Raw genomic sequence first — 18,544 nt, 5'->3', positions numbered from 1 at the left:
GATTCGGTACTCCCGATCGGCGGCACTTACTTGCTCGATACAGCCGGTAGCATTGAGCATGGCACCAATATTCGCATTGTCGTCTGTTTGCACTGCCGCGCCACTGAGCAACTCGTGCCACTGTTCAAGATCTGCTTCGGCCTTTGCGTTTTCTGAACTGTTACCGGACGTACACGTAGGCAGGGAGACCGAAACGGTGCCCTGCTCATCTTTGGTCTGGGTTGCCCCCTTGCCGACTTTTACCCCATTGGCACCATCCGAATAGCAGCTGGCTACCTGACGATTAATATTGATCCGATCGACCATATCCTGCACCAGCGTCAGCGCCTGAAGACGCTGCACCGCTTCGGTTTCCTGCTGAACTGTGCGTACCACCAGGCCGGCCGCACCCATCAGAGTAACCAGTGACACCACCAGCGCCACCAGGATCTCGATCATGGAATAGCCTGCAGCTTTAGGTCTCGATCCAGCCATCAGCACGCCCCCGCTTTGGTTTCAGTTTTGCCTGTTGGCGATACTTCAACACAGTGTTTCTTGGCACTGGAACCCGATGGCGGGCTGATAGTTATTGCCACCGCAGCACTGTTACGCCGCCCATCACTTCGAAAGCTCAACGCCGTGCTGCCCGCCATGGTGACACCATCAATCGCCCCATGGGTTTCCAAGGTCTGCGTATTACCGTTTGCGTCGACATAGCTGATAGACCAGCCCTTGTGCCAGGCCGCCGGACTGCCCGCCGGCGTTATGGTAACCACCCGATTGCGTTTAACAGCCTCACTGCGGGCCAGGCTCAAGGCTGATGTCAGATCAGCCGTTGCGCTGCGCACTCGCTGCGTGGCGATCATATTCTGAAAGGACGGCACGGCGATGGAAGCGATAATGGCGACGATGGACAGCGTCACCAACAACTCCATCAAGGTGTAACCCCGGAGGCTGCGCTTTACTTCCAACACCGGTCGCCTCCCGCATCTGTCTTGGCGCCCTGATTGTTTAGTGTCAAGGTACCGCAGGCGCTGTCACTGCTGGCCTGGGCGCCTTTTGGTGCAGCGGAAATCAGATATTGTACCGAGCCCGCCGGATCGGTAACGGTAAGCGTATAGTTGTCAGCCACCTCATCCGGTATAGCCATGCCCAGCGTGTCTTCAATGGCCGACGTAGATCCGCTGTCGATGGCGTAGCTGCGGTTGTCGAGAAAATAGCGCTCCTGCGCATTGGCCACTTCCAGCACGAAGCCAACCGCCGCAGCGCGGTTTGCCCGAACCACACTGTCGCGATAGCTGTTTACCGCAATGGTGCCGAGAATGGCGATCACAGCAACCACCACCATCAGTTCAATGAGGGTAAATCCTTTTTGTTTAGGAATCCGTTGCATGTACTTTCCCAAGAGTCAGTTAAGGCAATTATGAGGAGTATGCCAGTGTGCTGAAGCCGTGCATGGGAAAAGCGACGAATGGTTGATTTCTGCGACGAACGGCAACGGCTTCGGGCACTGGTTCACAAAACTCATGCAACGCGAGGTAGCGATCAGGCTCGTGGATAACGGTAGGGCTCAGCGAAGACGGGAATCCCCACCAGGAGAGTAAGTACACACCACGTGCAGTTACGGGTATTTGCGAGTATTGGGAATCGCGGGAGAAGGCTAGTCTAGCCCCCAATGACAACATTATTGGGGGCGTAACCATGATCTACCTGACAGAGCTAAATCCCGTCTGGCTAATGGCTGGCGTATTGGCGTTAAGCACACTCGCAGGCGTTATCTTGTCGCCAAAGGGACAGCGCCCCGCCATTCAGTCGCAAGACTGTTATGCGGTCCACTTCCGCCGCGCGCTGGAAAACACCTAGAAGACTTTTCGCAGACGCCAGAAGAAATCCGCTTCGGCATCTTCGAGCCGGTCTTCGTCACTGACATCCTTGCTCAGCGGGGTCGCCGCCACGATATCCATTGACAGCCCGTCGCCAAACTCTGTGGCCAGACGGATGCCGATATCGGATGCTGACTGACTGTCACCCAGATCACTGGACGTTTCGTTGAACCAGGCCGCGCCGTGTTCAATAAACACCGACGGCCGCCAGTCAAACCCCCACCAGTTGCGACGCGTGGTAACGTTCAGGCGCAGCAGATAACCCTCATCACCAATCAATGCACCCGGTAAATAGGCACTTAAGGAATACATGCCACCGAGCACATACTGCTGCTGCTGGGGTAACTGCTCGCTGGCAAATTGCCCCTTAAAGCTGGCACTCGCAACCCACTGCGGTGCATACCGCCAATGGTAATCCACGCTCGGGTGAAAGGTGAGAAAATCTGCGCTGCGCGCCGCTGGTACTACATCCGGTACTGAGCTCGATGGGTTCTGCGCCCGGAACTCGTCATAGCGGTCCAAGGTACCACCGTCGCCGCCGAGGCCATAGCGCACTTTCAAACCGGCCTGCAGGGATGAGTCGCCACTTACAGGAACCGGACGACGTACATAATCAACGCCCAGCTCAGCCACCTGATAGGTTTCATCCAGTAACGGGTCAGAAAGCCCGTCTGCTTCTACCTTGGTGTCCACATGTTCTAATCGCTGCGACAGACTGATACCCGCCAGTGGCGTGCTGTACAGGTACTGCTTGCCGGTAAGGGCCATTTCGCTGACTTCGCCGTCGGTGCCGCGTTCAGTGGTTTGGCTGCTTGCGGGCGTGCAACCCAGAATCAGTAATGTGCAGCTGCCCTGGGTAGTTTGCACAGACTCCACGGTACTTTTGTACTCAACGTGGGCCAGTTCTATGCCATACAGGCCAAACGTAAAAGGATGGTCCAGTGAAAATTTCAGCTGGTCGAGGTCGCTGCCCAGGCGGGAGCCACCCAAATCAGAAAAAGCGTGCTGGTACGCCAGTGTGGCCTGCGTTCCCGACGCGAAGTTGTGTTGCAACCCGGCAATCCCGTAGTAACGGCCAGCAAACCGACTACCCCGATTATTCAGCTCGAGAAAGATATCAGTGGCGTCGTGGTCGGCAACCGGCTCAGGCTCCAGCACCAGCGTTGCCTGATTGCCGTCGAGCACTTCAAAGTGCGTTCGGTAATTTACTCCCGAGCGCTCCGAACGAATATTGGCGAGCTCACGCGCGTTGTAAAACTCTCCCAAGGTCAGATCAGAGTCGCCGCGCAAACCGACAAAATACGGTGTAATGCTTTCACTGCCCTCAACACCAGCTAACTCATACTCGCTGATAAAAACAGAGACAGTTGTTCCCTCTCTAAAATACAGCACGCGCGTCAGAATGTTACCGTCATCGTAATAGGCGCGCGTTAATTGCTTGATAAATTCAGAGGGCACAGCGGCCTCGGCAATCATTGCACGAACCGCTTCGGCATCGAGTTTTTGATTGCCGTAGACACGAATCGTTGTGCCCGCGATATCCCCTTGAATGCCTAATGTGTTCGACACCCCGCGCTTCAATTCATAATAGGAAGCCTCGTCCGCCAGAACTGGCGGCAGTACCGGAGGTAAATCGATTGCCATTACGCGTATTCCCCTAAGATAATTTTTAAAAGTCTGCGAGCTATTGCGATGACACCTAGCGTGTCATCGCATTGCGCTGAGCCTGCGGTGCAACAATCAAGACCGCTCGCCGGTTGCGCTCACTGCCCGCTTCACTATCTTCCGCAGCGACCGGGTCGGACTCACCGTAGGCTTTTACTTCCATGCGGTCGACAGAGATCCCATTTTCCGCAAGGTAATTGGCAACAGCGCGCGCTCTATTCAGCGAGAGTTTTTCGTTGTATGGATCGCTTCCTCTGGTATCAGCGTGGCCGGCAATAATAATCCGACCGTCAGACTGCGCGTTAAGTAATACCAACGCACGCTTGAGAATAACCTTACCCTCTGGCGTCAATTCTGCGCTGTTCGTGTCAAAGCGAACACCCTCCAATTCCAGGTGGGCAGTGGTCAGCAAGTCACAGCCATTCGCCAATACTTTGCTGCCCGGCTTGGACATTGGGCAAAGATCATCGCTATCACAAACGGTATCGGCGTCGCCGTCACTGCAACGCTCGGCAGCCGAGGCTTGTTCGTCAACACGCTGCAGCGCCATTTGATCACGGCCGTTTGAACCGTAAAAGCCTTCGCCACCCAAACCGGGCAGCGGCGCATCAGAAATATTGCTGCCGAGCAGATCTGCGATTACACCGCCACCGTCACTGCCAAGCGCATCTTCAAGACTGCCGCCGGTGATATCACCAACCACACCGTCAAGCGGTGAAATAACCGGATCGAGTACAGTCAGCAAGGGACCCGTAGCTGGCTCCAGGCCTTCGACAATTGGCTCAAGAAGGTTATCAACGGGATCGGTAATTGGGTCCAGCGTGGTGTCGATCACATCAACAAGACCACCCAGGCCTGAGCCATCACTGCTGCCGCCATCGGTGCCCGCATCGCTGCTACCGCTGCCCAGCAAATCATTAATCACGCCGTCGCCATTGCTGGTATCACCATCACCGCTGGTGGTCAGCGCATCGCTGAGACTGCCACCCGTAGTATCGCCAACAACGCCGTCCGCCGGCGCAATCACCGGCGACAGACCATCCACGACCGGTTCAGTGACCGGCTCGAGGGCTTCAACGACTGGGGCCAGCACCGCATCAACGGGATCGGTAATTGGGTCGAGGGTGGTGTCTACGGCATCAACAAGACCGCCTAGGCCAGAGCCGGAGCCATCACTGGCACCGCCATCGCTGCCCGTTTCGGAACCACTGCCCAGCAGGTCGTTAATCACACCATCACCGTTGCCGGTGTTGCTGTCACCACTAGTGGTCAGCGCATCACTCACACTGCCGCCAGTTACGCCGCCAACAACGCTATCCACCGGTTCGATAACCGGAGCGGCGCCCTCAACGATTGGGGTGGTCACAGGCTCCAGTGCCTCAACGACTGGGGCCAGCACCGCATCAACGGGATCGGTAATTGGGTCTAGGGTAGTGTCTACTGCATCAACAAGACCACCCAGGCCAGAGCCGGAGCCATCACTGGCACCGCCATCGCTGCCCGTTTCGGAACCACTGCCCAGCAAATCATTAATCACACCATCACCGTTGCCGGTGTTGCTGTCACCGCTAGTGGTCAGCGCATCGCTGAGGCTGCCACCCGTGGTATCGCCGACAACGCCGTCCACCGGTTCAATCACCGGCGACAGACCATCCACCGCCGGTTCAGTGACCGGTTCGAGGGCTTCAACTACCGGTGCCAGTACCGCATCAACTGGGTCGGTAACCGGATCCAATGTGGTGTCTACGGTATCGACCAGACCACCCAGGCCTGAGCCGGAACCATCACTGGTACCGCCATCACTACCCGTGCCAGAACCACTGCCCAACAGGTCGTTAATCACGCCATCGCCATTGCTGGTATCACCATCACCGCTGGTGGTCAGCGCATCGCTGAGGCTACCACCCGTGGTATCACCTACAACGCCGTCCACCGGTTCAATCACCGGCGACAGACCATCCACCACCGGTTCAGTGACCGGTTCGAGGGCTTCAACTACCGGTGCCAGTACCGCATCAACTGGGTCGGTAATCGGATCCAATGTGGTGTCTACGGCATCGACCGCGGGGGCCAAGCCCTCACCGGCAGGCTCACTGATTGGTTGTGTCGGGGAGGTTTCATCGCTACCTGTGGTATCTGAACCACCAAGCAGGTCGTTCACCACTCCATCCCCATCGCCGGTGTTGCCGTCACCGGTGGTGGTAAGTGCATCTGTGACACTACCGCCAGTCACGTCAGTGGCCAAACCATCAACAGGGCTAGTAACTGGTTCAGTAGTTTCCAGCAGGGGATCGGTGACCGGCTCCAGCGCCTCTACTGCTGGTGCCAGCGCTGAATCAACAGGGTCGGTTATCGGGTCCAGACCAGTGTCAACGGTATCTACCAACGGCGTAAGGCTTTCACCCGCCGCGCTACTAAATGGCGCAATTGGCGAGACATCGCCCGACTCCGACGAAGTACCTGATCCACCCAATACGTCACTGACAGCGCCGTCGCCATCACTGGTATTGCCATCACCGGTTGTCGTTACAGCATCTGTAACACTGCCGCCGGTGAGGTCTGCAGCCAAGCCATCTACCGGGCTGGTTGCCGGGTCAAGCGTCGTCAATACCGGCTCGGTCACCGGCTCCAGCGTCTCAATAACAGGTGCTAATGCCCCATCAACGGGGTCAGTAATAGGATCTAGGCCAGTATCGACTGCTTCAACCAGTGGCGACAGGCTATCGCCCAGCGGTTCGCTCACCATTTCAATCGGTGAGGTATCCTGAGTCTGACCAGACGTGCTATCAGAACTACCCAACAAGTCATTGACTACGCCATCACCGTTCGCCGCATTCTGGTCATTACTGGTGGTCGTTGCGTCCTCGACACTGCCACCAGTAAGGTCTTGAACAGCTCCTTCGACAGGGAAGGTCAGCGGTTCTGCTACTGTAGTTAAAGGGTCTGTAACTGGTTCCACTGCCTCAACAATCGGTGCAATGGTTGAATCCACAGGATCTGTAACCGGATCCAGCGTAGTATCTATCGTATCAACCAAGGGAGCGATGCTCTCTCCCAATGGCTCAGTAACCGGCTCTAACGGGGAGACTTCATCAGCCTCGCTGCCAGCTGTCGCTTCACTATCCATCAGTAATAAGTCTGCTTCACTGTCAGGTGACAGCAGCAGGGGCGAGACCGGATCAAGTGCAGGCTCAACGGGCGCCAGCAACGTATCAACGGGCGCAATGACTGTTTCATTAACACCAGTAGGTGCCAGCACCTCCGACGTACCCAAAGACTCGCTTAAACCACCCAAAAGTTGGCCGTGACTCGCTGTCGGAAAAACCGAAGCGAATAAAATTGCGTAAACCAACCTTTCGACTCTTGGCCGACGACTCTTCATGCCCCCTAAACTCCCGCCGCCTATGCGACTTTGAGGATTAATTTTTTCAGTGTGTTATTAGAACAGTCAATTAATGAGACTTTTTCATCTTCTATGCTAACAGTGAAGCGGTGTTGCGATCTATCGGCGGCTTAATGAAAGTTGTCGTTTTGCGAACTGTTTTTATAACAACCTTGAATGCCAGCGCACGAATCGGACGCCGCATAAGCATCTAAAAGCATCTAAAAGCATCTAAAAGTAGCCAAGTCACCGATTCGACTCATCCAGCCAAACGAGCACATATGTTATGGATTTGCAGACAAAAACTCGCCAAGCTGACGAGCAACGCCGGAACAGGCCGCCGAGAGGGTGGGGGCAATAAGGGGTATGGGAACAATTACAGCCGGGATGTAGGACGTGCCACTTGCCTCTACAGCGATCTTGCCCATAGATTTGAGGGTTTGCATATCCCACACCACGGCTTCGTACTCGGCGTCTTCCTCCCACCACAGAAGCCCAACGCAGGCACCACCGCCGGCACCAACACTGCAGGATAGGCTCCCGCCGTCTTCGCCTCGGCGAGTAACTCCGTCCAGCCAGACGATATAACGCGTACCGGACTGCTGCAGACGGTCAGCTATAACAGGCTCTTTAAGACGCTCTGCCAGCGCTTCCGCCGTACGTGGAGCCATTCGAGGCTGAAACCAGGGAAACATTTCATCCATAAACTTTCGCTCGGACTTCACTGGCAATTTCTGGCGAACTAGCGAGTTATACACACACCGCGTGAAATCGGCCTCGGTCTGGTGTCGAAAGTTCTGACGTCGGCCGAGCACTACAATGGTCTCACCCTTCTTTAACACTCCAACAGGAGCGTTGCGTAACTGCTCCACTGATGAACTGACGCAGCCGCCGAGCCAAACCACCATGCACAACAACAGTACGCGACGCATCATTGCACGGCCCCAATACTCGCTTGCAGATGCTTTTTAACTACCTTTTGCTTTGGGTAGTTGAGCACAATGGCAGCAGCGGCATCGCGCATGGCGCGGCGGCTCGCTTCTCGCATCGCGTTGCTGGCTGGCTTTCCCGATTTTTCGTCACGACCATAGGCGGTAAATGGCCACGTATGCACTATCCGGTTTTTGGGCTGCGCCAACTCCAACCGGTATTTAATCCACACTTCGTAAAAGTCGGTTTTGCTCATGCCCGGCGTGCTGAACTGAAAATCTGTCATGGTCGGCGTGATCACCAGGGCATCTTCCGGTATCTCGTCTTTGTCGGTTGCTACCGTCAGGTTCTGGAATAGCCCACGAAAAACTGTCTCAAAAAGTTGAGTATTGGCACCGCGAAAACGGATTGTCCATTCACCACCGTGTTCTGGTTTCTGCTTGTGCACCGCATTGCGCAGTTCGTCAGGGAGATAGAGAACCACTGTGGCCGGCAGCTTGCTGATCACCGGCTCCGGAAAGGATTCCTCCAGTGTCACCTGGTGACTGCAGCCGGCCAGTAACGTTAGAAGAATGATTGCGCAGATACGTCGCATTATTGCTCCAGGGTTTGCAAACCGACAAAGGTACCGCCGTTTTGCTGACACAGCGCTCGCATCAGCATGGCAAAACGCACGCCCGTGGGCCGGATACCATTGCGCGCAAATTGCACCGGAAACCCAACCGCATGAATGCGCACTTGAGGTTTCCCGTCTGACCCGCGCGGATTAATACGCGCAACGGTATCCAACACCGACTGAATTGAATTACCGGTAAATTCATCGCCAAACACATAAATACTGATCTTTTTGTCCTCAGCATAAAACGCGCGTATGGCTCGAGTGATACCTTCCACTGGGCTCGAATTTGAAAAAGGCTGCCAGCTTGCCATCCGACTGATAATGGCTTTACGACGCCCCGGCGTATCCGGAATCCAATCTCCCGCATACTGGCTGAACATGTAATCCCCCATGTCATTCATAATCTGCAACCCCTTCACTTTAGGATACAGATCGAGTGTTTCGGTCATCTTTTTAATAACCGTGGGCCAGGCGTAGCCGTGCATACTGCCCGAGGTATCGATAACAAAAATGATGTATTCGCTATCCACCGGGATACCGCCCACCGAATCGCTGGGGCGGCGTGCGCCACTGGCATAGAGACGCTTCATCTCATCCGTCAATTGCTGTCGCGCCAGCGCGAGGCGGTTTTCTATCGCCGATGCCGCTTCCGCTTCCAGCTGCGCATCTGCCCGCTCCGCCTCCAGTGCCCGCGCCTGTGGCCGCATACTCGCCAGGGTTTGCTCGGCCTCGGAAAGGCGTTTGCCCTCTGCCGCCAGTTTCTGCTCCAGACTTTCCAGCTTGGCATCCAGCTGGGGTAATTCAGCGGCCAGTTTTTCCGCCATTGCCTGCAGGCCGATGCCTTGCTCCACAATCTTGGTTGGCTCCGCAATTTTGGTCAGCACCAGCAGCAATACGATGGCACCAAAACCACAGCTGATCGCATCTAGAAAGGATAGACCAAAGACCTCTGTTTCGCGCCGACGTCGCCTCATGGCCAAGCCTCCGACGGGCTCATAAACACGCCACCACTGGTGCGCGCCAGTTGCCAGTAGGTACTGGCGGCCAGTGGGTCACCTTCCATCGGAAACAGGATCACATTCACTGGCACCGATTTGGGCAGGCGGCTCACTGCGGTGGTAAACAGTCGCAAGCGCTCTCGGCCGGAAACGCCACCAGTCTGCGAAGCGCTGACATCCTGGGTGGGCAAACCGTCAATAATCAGAAACACATTGTCCGGCGCCGGATCGAGTGTTTGTAAAGCGCGAAAGGCGAGCTCCAGGCTGGTGCCGTTGGCCGGAATTGTTCGGCGTAAATTGCTAACGGCTTCGGTCAAACGTTTTCCTTGATCCGTGGACTGCCACTTGCCCTCGGTACCCGGTAGTGCCGCCTCAAGTTTGGTGTTGAAGTGGTATATCTGAAAACTGGCGGTTACCGGTACCTGGGTAGTAATCCAGTCGACGGTGTTAAGCGCGCGCTGCCATTTGGGCGACGCCAGCTTGCGTGCGTCACTCATGTTACGGCGCCGAATCACATCCACCACCTTATCGCCGAGCATAGAGGCTGAGCTGTCCAGCAGAATCAGGATGCGCTCGCCGTCGACACTGAGTCCGGTCAGGTACTGGCGTCGGCCCTCGCCGGCAAATGCACGCGTGGCGTCGCCATCACCTTTTTCTTCGCGCAGGGAGTTAACCTGTTTTTCAATGGCTTTGAGTTCCTGCTTCAGCGCTTTGATATTTTTTTCGCGGATCCGAACCTCTTCATCACTGTCGTCTTCCTGCTCAATGATATCTTTGAGGCTCGCCATTTCACGCTTGGCGGCTTCGCGCTGTTGTTCCGTTTCCTTGAGCGCAGCGGTCAGAGCCGCCAACGCGCTGCGTTTTTCCAGCACCTCCTCTTCGAGCAGACTCAGGTTCTGGGCAATATCCCTGTGTTTTCCGGTAGCACGCACTTCGCTGGCGTGATTGATGATCATAAAGATGAGGATCACCGCGCCCAATCCACACGACATGGCATCCAGAAAGGACATGCTGAACTGTTCCATGCCACGGCGCCGGCGCATGTCAGTCTCCGTCGCTCACCCGAATAAAGACATACTCGCAACCGGCAACCTGTAAGCGGTCACCCACCTGCACCGGTAGTTGTGTGAGTGGACGATTGTTCAACAATAGAGGTTCGGCAGTATTGGCCTGCAACACCCAACCCGCCGTATCACGTTTCGCTCGCACTGGTGCAGGCAAGCGCGATGCGCTCAGCGGGGTTGCTACGCCATCACACAGAATATGCGTGGGACTGCCTCCCCCGGTGTTTGTATTGGCGGTGTTTGAATTGGTGGTGTTTGAATTGGTGTTAGTTGCCGAGTCATTCGAAAGCGAAGAGGTGTTCCGCCCAGCATCAAGGGTCAGCGCTTTAACCCAAACCGGGGCAGAAGCCTCGGAGACCAGCTGCGCTTGAAGCGCGAGGGCGTTACGTGGCAGCGCCGAGTCGTCCAGCAGCAGACACTGACCACGCTGGCGCAAGCGGTCAACCAGTCCCGGCAGCAGGTTCAGGCGGTGACTGAGTACCACCGGCCCCGTTGCTTCTTCCACGGCAACCTCAAGCGCTTGATAAACATCGTTCAAAGCTTTGATCAATTCATCTCGGTGCCAGTCTATGCGGTGGTCTCGCTGCCCGGCCGGCAGATTGACATTGACGCGGTCGGCTGTGTTGAGTGAGGCCAGCAGGCTCGGCAGGCGATCATAGAGGCGCTGTTCGCTGGCCGCTTCGTGCAAGGGGTCAAACCGGGTTTCCTGCAAAAATTGCGCAGACAACTGCCGAATGCTCTGCTCTTCACACCAACGCCAACCGGGAGCATTGAGTTCACGTGCACTGTTCAATGCCAGTCGTTGATCCAGCACGAGGTCGCTGCAATACAAACGATGCCGGGTAATATCGAGATAGCGCAATGCACCGTTCGACGGTGTTACACCCGCGCAGGCCACCACTGACTTTTCGGCAACGCCGGCAACGCTGACACCGCAACTCTGGGCAATGCCCAACAGCAACGCCAACCGTTGTCCGCCAAACTGCTCCGGTACCAGCAGTAGCGTTTCCGCCTCGGGATTACCCGCGGTTGCCAACAGTTGCTGCAGATAAAACCAGGCAATATCGGCGTGACTGCGGGCGCGACCTGCCGGCCGATTCAACGCCTGCTGGTCCAGATGCTCCCAAAACTGGTCAAAGGTAACACGCGGATTAAGCCGCGCCTGACGGCGCGCAGCGTCGCCGGTTAAAAACTCGTTGTTTTGCAATACCGCCAGTGCCGGTGAGTCGAGCACCAGAGTTTCGTTGTCAAACAGCCGCAGGGCTATATCATTCAGTTCAAGGATGCGCATCACTGACTCTGCAGATTTTGTATTAGCCCACGATCACAGGCGGTTTGCGTATCCAGCACTAGCCGCTCTTGCAATAACTGCAATTGATACAGAGCAAACATCAATACGATGGAGAGAATCAGGGCAATCAGGGTGGAGTTAAAGGCCAGTCCGAGACTGGCGGTTACCCCGCTGATATCACCTTCAATGGCTTTGTGCGCCATGCCGAGCGCATCGCCTATACCGCGCACGGTACCAATAAAGCCGATTGAAGGAATCGCCCAGGCAATGTATCGGATCATCGACAATTCCGCTTCCAGACGTTCAATTTCCGCATCACAGGTTTGGGCCACCGCATCAGCTACGTTCTGAATATTGCGGGTGGAGCGAAAACGGCGCAGTGCGGTAAGCAGGGTGCGCGGATAAAGATAGCTTCGATCTGGTTCTGGCAGCGCCTCAATAACGCGTGCATGATGGCGCGCATCGTCGGGCAGTATAGTCTCTCCTTCTGCCAGCTGTATCAGGTTCTGATTGAGTTGTTCGCGCTGACGGGTAACCGCCTGGGCTTTCATCGCCAGCAAGGCGATGGCCCAGAAAAGAAGTATGAAACAGGTCTCCTGCTCAAAATCACGAATGATGACCAGCATTGAACGCTCCGGTTGATAATCCGGATTCTGCTCAATCATCAGTTGCTGCTCCTGTTCGATCAGACGCGCCTCGGGACGTATCACTGTGACATAGGCGGTGTGCACCACCAAAACGGAAATTAGCAGCGCAAACAGCTGATAGAGAAATTCGTTGGACAATGTTGTTTTCATCGTTGCGTCCGTTCAGTTAGTCCTTGCCGTGTTCAGATATCGGCGGGCAGGCTCAAGATGGTATCGGCCAACACCTCTTCGCTGGGTTTGAATTCGCGCACCACCGGTGCTTCGCGGCGCTGTTCACCACCTTTTCCGGCGGGCTCGGCACCATCGAGCTGCAGCTCATAGGCCTGTGGCGATTGTGCCTCCCCCTCGCGGTCGGTCGCTGGCGTGTCGCCACGATCCAGCTGCTGAGCCAGTGCTGCCAATGGAAAATACAACAGCGCCAACCATCGTTTCATTGCGCCGCCTCCGCAAATCGGGCCAGACGAAAGCCCACATCGTCACGGCCCTCGGCACCAGAGTCGCGGTATACCAGCCGTAATTCAGTTATACGGCCGTGGCGCCAGCTGGCACCTCGAATGGTATGCAGCTTGCCACTACCGATGCCCAGTGGATCGGTTTCCACACTGGTGGAAACTTCAACACTGTAGTGATCGTTCATCCATTCACTGACGTTACCACCCAGATCAAAAAGACCCGTTGGGTTAGGGTCAAACTTACCTACCGGCGCGGCGGCAACGTAACCATCGTTGTAGCTGCTAAGGGTTTTGTCGACCACGCCCTGCGCAGAAATATCCGCATAGTTTCCGGCACGACCGGTCGGTGGCATGGTATTGCCCCAGGCGTACTGCCGCTCTTCCCGACCCGCGCTGTAACGCGCGGCCCACACCCACTCGGCTTCCGTTGGCAAACGGTAGCCGGTATTAACCGGTGTAATCAATTTGCCATTGCGATAGGCCTCGGGCAATCCGTCGCGTTTGCTGAGCCAGTTGCAAAAGGCTATCGCGTCGTCCCAGCTGACCCGAGCCACCGGGTAGTTGTCGTTGTCGAGTGTGGTTCTCTGCACAATGCCGGAGGAGTGTTCGGCACGAAACTGACGAAACGCCGCGTTGGTAACTTCGGTGGTAGCCAGATAGTACATGCGCGTGAGCTTGATATCCCGCTGCACTTCGTTGGCCTGTCGCCCCTGCGCCCGACGCGGCGACCCCATACTGAAGCTGCCCGGCTCTATGCGGATTAGTTTATCCCCGGTAGAAGTTTCTACTGTTTCCGGAAAGCGCGCCAGATAGGCTTCCCGGTCTGTCAGCAGGCGCACATCAAGCTGTTGTTGATAGCCGCCGCGCGGCGTTACCGTGCGCGTGACTGTCGCGTAACCCGACTTTTTGATTTCGAAGCGATGAGCGGTGGCTGTCAGTTGCACGGTCTGATTGGCGCGGCCACGCAGAATACCGTCAATATAAAGCAGCGCGTCTGCCGGAACTGTCCGCACCAGCACCTCGCCGACGACTGGCTGCATCGTGGCACTCAGGGATTCTTCCGCGCCACTAGCCACCGATACCGTGCGCACTGTGTTGGCATAGCCAGCTTTGCTGAGCGTGATCTCGACCGGAACGTCGGGACGCAGTTCAACAGCAAGCGGCGACAGCCCCTGGTATTCGCCGTTGACCATCACCCGCGCACCCGCCGGCTTGCTCGTCACGTTCAAGGTCGCATAGCGGCGCTGCAGTTTTACAGGCGGCAGGGTTTGCGCGGTATTGGCTTCGGTAATAATCGAATAGGCCCAATCTTCGTAGCCTGGCAATGACAGCCCGAGAACGTGTTTGCCTGGCATTATTTCTGCGGTGATACCGCTGTCGCTGGTCTGCCCCACCGGCTCACCATCAACGGTCAGGGTGGCGCCGGAGGGCACCGACTGCAGCGTGACGTCTGCCCAGAGCGGGTCGAGCGCCACATGAAGCCGCTGTTGACGTCCCAGCCCTTCGATCTCGACCTGCCCGGTAGCCTCCTGATAACGCGGTGCCCGAATAAGGTAGCTATAGCTTCCCGCGTTCAGCTCCAGTGCATTAAGCGGGGTGTAGCCGTGCGATGTATCCTGCAAGATAACCTGTGCTTCAGGCGGCGACGAGCTGACAGTCAGATACCCGGGCAGTTTTTCCAGTGAAAACTGAAACAGCGTTTCGCCTTCGGCAACAACCTGCAGCGGCGCTTCGAGATCGTGATACCCGGGCGTAGAAGCATGCACCGTGTAGGCGCCGGGGCGCAGCAGAAAATTGCCCCCCAGCGGCAAAACCAACCCGCCCTTCACCTGCAGGTGCTCGGCCTGCGGCTCAGTCTGGATTTTGATAGCTGTTGCAGTCAGCACAAACCATAGGCCAAACAGCAGCGCCACCAACAGCATCACTGCGCCGATCAACAGCGGGCGCAAAGGTCGACGCTGGCGGCCCACCGGCTCGGTCGGCGGCTGAAAGGTGGCTGGCTTGATGCTGTGGGGCTTGTTGTTATCCATTTTTAAAGTTTTTCTGTGCAGCGAATATCGATGGGGCCGAAGCGCTCAATGCCCGCTGGCACGGTAACGGTTTTACGCGCGTCCCGATAGCCCTCGCAGCGCCCTACAATCACGTAATCGCCAGGCGACAATAACAATTCCTTACGCTCAAACTGGCCGAGCCGCCCAACCCGGTAAACCATCACACTGGTGACATTGTCAGAGAGCAAACTGACGCGAACGTCGGTGTCCGCGCGAGCGATTGCCTCTTGCAGGGCAATTATCTGAGCCTGCAACTTTCGTCCGGGGCCAGGCACAGCCTGCGCGTCGCGCAGCAACTTTTTCGCGCTGTCCAGCACAGCGTTACTGAAAAGGCGATCCGGCTCATCAATCAGCGCCTGCACACGTGCATCCAGTGATTGCCGCTCGCGACTGCGGGCCAGGCCATCGTGTGCAAACGCAAGCGTGTTGTCGAGTTTCACAATCCGCTGGTAGTGGCTTACGGCTGTGCCCCAGTCTTCGGCGGCAGTAGCGCGTTCGGCGCGCTGTTTAAGCCGCGCAATCTCCGCCTGCAGCAGGCCGCGTTCCGTTTGTGCCAAACCCTCTACCACTGCAGGGTCATTTTTTTTGATGGCGTTGGCCTTCTGAAACTCGCGCTTGGCGGCCGCGTAATCACCAGCATCAAGCGCCTGCTGAGCTGTCGACAGAGTGATACGAAATTCCCAATCCTGCATGGCCTTGGCCAACCGCTGCATGCCCTCTTTCGCCGCAGCAGACTGCGGATCGAGTCGCAGCACTTCACGATAGAGCATCATGGCCTGATCTAACTGATCCTGCCGTTCGTGATTTTCAGCGGCGGCCATGAGCGTGAGTATCTGAGGCAAGTTTTGCGCCCGCTGCAGGCCAATACGCGCCAGTGCGTTTTCAGGGTGAATCGCCAACGCCAGATCAAAAGCCTTGGTCGCTTCTTCGCTGTTTAGCTTTTCCAGCGCGTCATAACCCTGCACCACGGTCGATTTCAGCACTGACTCCACCTGTCCGAGCAGGGTGCTGGCCTGGCCAAGCGCTTTTTGCCAATAGGTGGCCGCTGCATCAAATTCACGATTGCCGAAGTAGTCTGCGGCACGCTCATCGTTGACCACCACCTGCTGATAATCTGCCGACGCCCAGCGTTCTACAGCGAGCTTTTCCAGTTCAGCTCGACGCAATTGCAGGGCGTCGGCAATGCGCTGGGCCTTCTGCCGTCGCGCCAGCGTTTCTTCGGTATCCAGAGCAGGCTCCGGCTGCGCATTGGCAAGCTCCGCGCGCTCTGCAGGCTGTGCTGGCGACGACACCGGCATGTTGGTTACCGACGGCAGCGACCGCTCCGGTATCTGTGACGGCAGCCAAAACACAACGAGACACAATAGCAGCGTGATCAGCGCAACCGCAGGCCAGAAAAACGGGGCCTGCGCGACGGCGCGCGGCGGCGCCTGCTGCTCTGGCGGACGATGGGTAACCGGGGTAATGGTCTCCGGTTTATGCTGATCTGATGGCATTCCCGCTATTGGTCCTTCTCGGGAGACGAGGCTGGAGGCGCTGCGCTGGCAGGTTCAAACCCGGTTTCATTGGTATAGATCTTACGCAACAATTCACGCCACTCCTGGTACTGGGCTTCGGCAGAACCACTGAGAGTAACCGTTTTACCGTCCAGCTCGATGACACGTGGTTTAAGATCGCTGGACAGCGATTCACCGAGCTCTTTCAACGCTTCAATGTGCAGTTTTTTCTCGGCGCCTTTATCCAGCCCGGTCTTGAACAGGTAGCCGCCGCCAACCACGCCGGTATAGGCTGCGGCTGCCTGCGCGCTATTGCTGGCCTGCCCGGCCCCGTATATGCCGGCAACCACACCAACGGCGCCAGCGGCCATACGGGCGAGCGATTCTTTGCGCACTTTTTCCAGGTTTTTCGCTTCCTGATAGCTCGCCGCACGCCATTCGTCGTAGGGCGCCTGAATCTGCTCACCAAACAGGTAGTAGTGTTGATCAAGGGCATCCACCAAACGGTAGTCTCGATCGCGAATCGCATTAATACGCTGCACATTGGGGTCGCTGTCTGCCGGCAAACCACGCACGCGGTAGCGCTCCTTGTTCTTGCCCAAATAGCCGGCAAAAGCATCCGGAGCAAGGTCGTCCGCAAAACGCAGAAAAGCCAGCGTGCGGATATCGCGCAGCTGCTTTGAACTCAGCGCCTTGCGCTGCTTTAACAGATCGTTAGCCACGCGATTATAGAGATCTTGAAATGGATCTATCTGGGACGGATCGGCATCGCTATAACTCAGGCTGGCGGCCGTTTCGCGATAACTTTTGTCCAGCCAGACACGGCCGGAGGCGTCCACCGCACGCACCGCAATTTCCAGGTCACGACCGGTGGATTCGATAATACGGCCGGTGATGGTCAGCTCCGAGGAGGTATTTGGGCTGGGCACGACGCGCACCGGCCCCCAGTGCCCGGTGCTCTGCAGGGTTTCACGCAATCGATAAGGGATAAACCCCGCCTCGGCCTTGCGCACCTGAGGAAAGATGCCGGAATCTTCCTCCACCGGTTCGGTGTACCCCGGATCAAATACCGCGATGTTCACATCCAGCAATTCCGCCTGTGGAATTTCCCGTTCGGCGTGCACTGCTTTGGTCGCGTTGACATGCTTGACCGACTGGCTGACACAACCGGTCAGCAGGACCAGTGCAGCAACAAGTGCCGGCCGCAGCCTAGTTATTGCGTTTGTACTCACGATATTCATCCCACAACTTTTCGCGCAGTTCCGGATCGGTTTCGTTTTCAGCCGCTTCGCGCAACTGTCGCGCCACAATGTCATCATCCTGACCACTGGGTACATCATCCGGCGCGGGTGGCAGAGCTTCTTTATCGCCGGGACTGCCGGGGCGCCTGTTGCCACCTTTGGGCATGTTACCACCGCCGGTTGCCCCGGGAGGCGGCGGCGCTGAATAACCGTACTGATCCTGCCCCTGGCCGCTGCCGCTGCTTTGGCCACTGCCCTGCGCCCCACCTCCGGCTTCGCGGCGACGCTGCTCAGCGGCCAAGGCCTGGGCTTTTTCACGCTCGGAAAGCTCGCGCTGTTCGCGCGCCAGACGCTGATCAAATCCCGACAGTGAGCGCGATAGTTCTGCGTTCAGTGCATCGTACTTTTCCTGCTCGGTCATTGCCGGTGCGCCGCCACCTGCACTGGCCGGCTGCTGGGCTGCATTGTCCTGCCTGTTTTCATCCTCAGCCTGGGTACTGCTGCTGGCACTTTTTGCATCTGGTGGCGGGGGCGGCCAATCTTGCTCTTGCTCGGCGCCAGTGGGCGCTTCTTCCCGGGGTTGACGTTGCTGCTCGGCTTTGCGCGCTGCCGCAGCTTCTGCGGGTTGTTGTTTTGATTCCGCCGCACTGTCGCTCTGTTCCTGCTGCGCCTGCTCTTTCTGCTCTGACGCCTCCTGTTCTTGCTGCTGCGCTGACTGACTGGGCGGAGGCGTGGGAGGGGGTGGTGGTTGCGGCGAACTTGGCGGGGTCGTGGGTGGTGTGGTGCAGGCACTCAGCAGCGCACACAGCAGCGTCACCGTCAGTAGCGCCCCGGTATTGCGACCTT

17 protein-coding genes are annotated in these 18,544 nt (G+C 57.0%); 1 reads left to right on the top strand and 16 read right to left on the bottom strand.

From position 1 onward, the window contains the following. From pilV to AC222A_RS16070, 3 genes are all read right to left on the bottom strand, one after another. Positions 1-474, bottom strand: a 474-nt coding sequence (pilV, locus tag AC222A_RS16080) for a type IV pilus modification protein PilV (RefSeq protein WP_486775252.1), incomplete at its 3' end; no start/stop codon positions are given. Next, complete coding sequence (locus tag AC222A_RS16075) at positions 474-953, bottom strand: GspH/FimT family pseudopilin (RefSeq protein WP_372758989.1); 480 nt, start codon at positions 951-953, stop codon at positions 474-476. The genes AC222A_RS16075 and pilV, both read right to left, overlap by 1 nt. After that, positions 941-1,372 (bottom strand): type IV pilin protein, encoded by a 432-nt coding sequence (locus AC222A_RS16070; RefSeq protein ID WP_486775251.1) that lies wholly within the window; start codon positions 1,370-1,372, stop codon positions 941-943. Before AC222A_RS16070 ends, AC222A_RS16075 begins: the two co-directional genes overlap by 13 nt. A gap of 308 nt (positions 1,373-1,680) precedes the next feature. Here AC222A_RS16070 and AC222A_RS16065 point away from each other — a divergent pair, with 308 nt between their 5' ends. Further along, positions 1,681-1,842, top strand: coding sequence for a hypothetical protein (locus tag AC222A_RS16065; protein WP_372799225.1), 162 nt, complete (start codon positions 1,681-1,683; stop codon positions 1,840-1,842). Here AC222A_RS16065 and AC222A_RS16060 read toward each other — a convergent pair. From AC222A_RS16060 to AC222A_RS16000, 13 genes are all read right to left on the bottom strand, one after another. After that, entirely contained in the window at positions 1,839-3,506 is a 1,668-nt protein-coding gene (locus AC222A_RS16060) for a ShlB/FhaC/HecB family hemolysin secretion/activation protein (RefSeq protein ID WP_486775250.1), read from the bottom strand. The two genes, AC222A_RS16065 and AC222A_RS16060, sit on opposite strands and share 4 nt — an antisense overlap. Positions 3,507-3,561: 55 nt before the next feature. Then, positions 3,562-6,801, bottom strand: a complete 3,240-nt coding sequence (locus AC222A_RS16055; RefSeq protein ID WP_486775249.1) for an OmpA family protein — start codon at positions 6,799-6,801, stop codon at positions 3,562-3,564. A gap of 392 nt (positions 6,802-7,193) precedes the next feature. Further along, positions 7,194-7,844, bottom strand: a complete 651-nt coding sequence (locus AC222A_RS16050) for a hypothetical protein (RefSeq protein ID WP_372748596.1) — start codon at positions 7,842-7,844, stop codon at positions 7,194-7,196. After that, the gene (locus AC222A_RS16045) at positions 7,841-8,434 is read right to left on the bottom strand and encodes a hypothetical protein (protein ID WP_372748597.1); all 594 of its coding nucleotides are present in this window, start codon (positions 8,432-8,434) and stop codon (positions 7,841-7,843) included. Before AC222A_RS16045 ends, AC222A_RS16050 begins: the two co-directional genes overlap by 4 nt. Next, positions 8,434-9,432 (bottom strand): vWA domain-containing protein, encoded by a 999-nt coding sequence (locus tag AC222A_RS16040; protein WP_372798690.1) that lies wholly within the window; start codon positions 9,430-9,432, stop codon positions 8,434-8,436. The genes AC222A_RS16045 and AC222A_RS16040 overlap by 1 nt, the downstream gene beginning before the upstream one ends. Continuing rightward, positions 9,429-10,499 (bottom strand): VWA domain-containing protein, encoded by a 1,071-nt coding sequence (locus AC222A_RS16035; RefSeq protein WP_372764585.1) that lies wholly within the window; start codon positions 10,497-10,499, stop codon positions 9,429-9,431. The genes AC222A_RS16040 and AC222A_RS16035 overlap by 4 nt, the downstream gene beginning before the upstream one ends. Before the next feature lies 1 nt (position 10,500). After that, the gene (locus AC222A_RS16030) at positions 10,501-11,811 is read right to left on the bottom strand and encodes a hypothetical protein (RefSeq protein ID WP_372748600.1); all 1,311 of its coding nucleotides are present in this window, start codon (positions 11,809-11,811) and stop codon (positions 10,501-10,503) included. Next, entirely contained in the window at positions 11,811-12,608 is a 798-nt protein-coding gene (locus tag AC222A_RS16025; RefSeq protein WP_372748601.1) for a MotA/TolQ/ExbB proton channel family protein, read from the bottom strand. The genes AC222A_RS16030 and AC222A_RS16025 overlap by 1 nt, the downstream gene beginning before the upstream one ends. 32 nt (positions 12,609-12,640) lie before the next feature. Further along, a complete protein-coding gene (locus tag AC222A_RS16020) occupies positions 12,641-12,892 on the bottom strand; it encodes a hypothetical protein (protein ID WP_486775248.1) in 252 nt (83 codons plus the stop codon). After that, entirely contained in the window at positions 12,889-14,940 is a 2,052-nt protein-coding gene (locus AC222A_RS16015) for a PEGA domain-containing protein (RefSeq protein WP_486775247.1), read from the bottom strand. Before AC222A_RS16015 ends, AC222A_RS16020 begins: the two co-directional genes overlap by 4 nt. Positions 14,941-14,942: 2 nt before the next feature. Beyond that, complete coding sequence (locus AC222A_RS16010; protein WP_372749147.1) at positions 14,943-16,457, bottom strand: tetratricopeptide repeat protein; 1,515 nt, start codon at positions 16,455-16,457, stop codon at positions 14,943-14,945. A gap of 5 nt (positions 16,458-16,462) precedes the next feature. After that, positions 16,463-17,689 carry a hypothetical protein gene (locus AC222A_RS16005; protein WP_372782717.1) on the bottom strand — a complete coding sequence of 409 codons (1,227 nt, stop codon included), beginning with the start codon at positions 17,687-17,689 and terminating at the stop codon, positions 16,463-16,465. Then, on the bottom strand, positions 17,667-18,544 hold an 878-nt coding region (locus AC222A_RS16000; RefSeq protein ID WP_486775246.1), incomplete at its 5' end, for a hypothetical protein. The genes AC222A_RS16000 and AC222A_RS16005, both read right to left, overlap by 23 nt.

It is taken from the genome of Litorivivens sp., from assembly GCF_057445395.1.
This window is presented reverse-complemented; position numbering and strand designations above follow the sequence as displayed.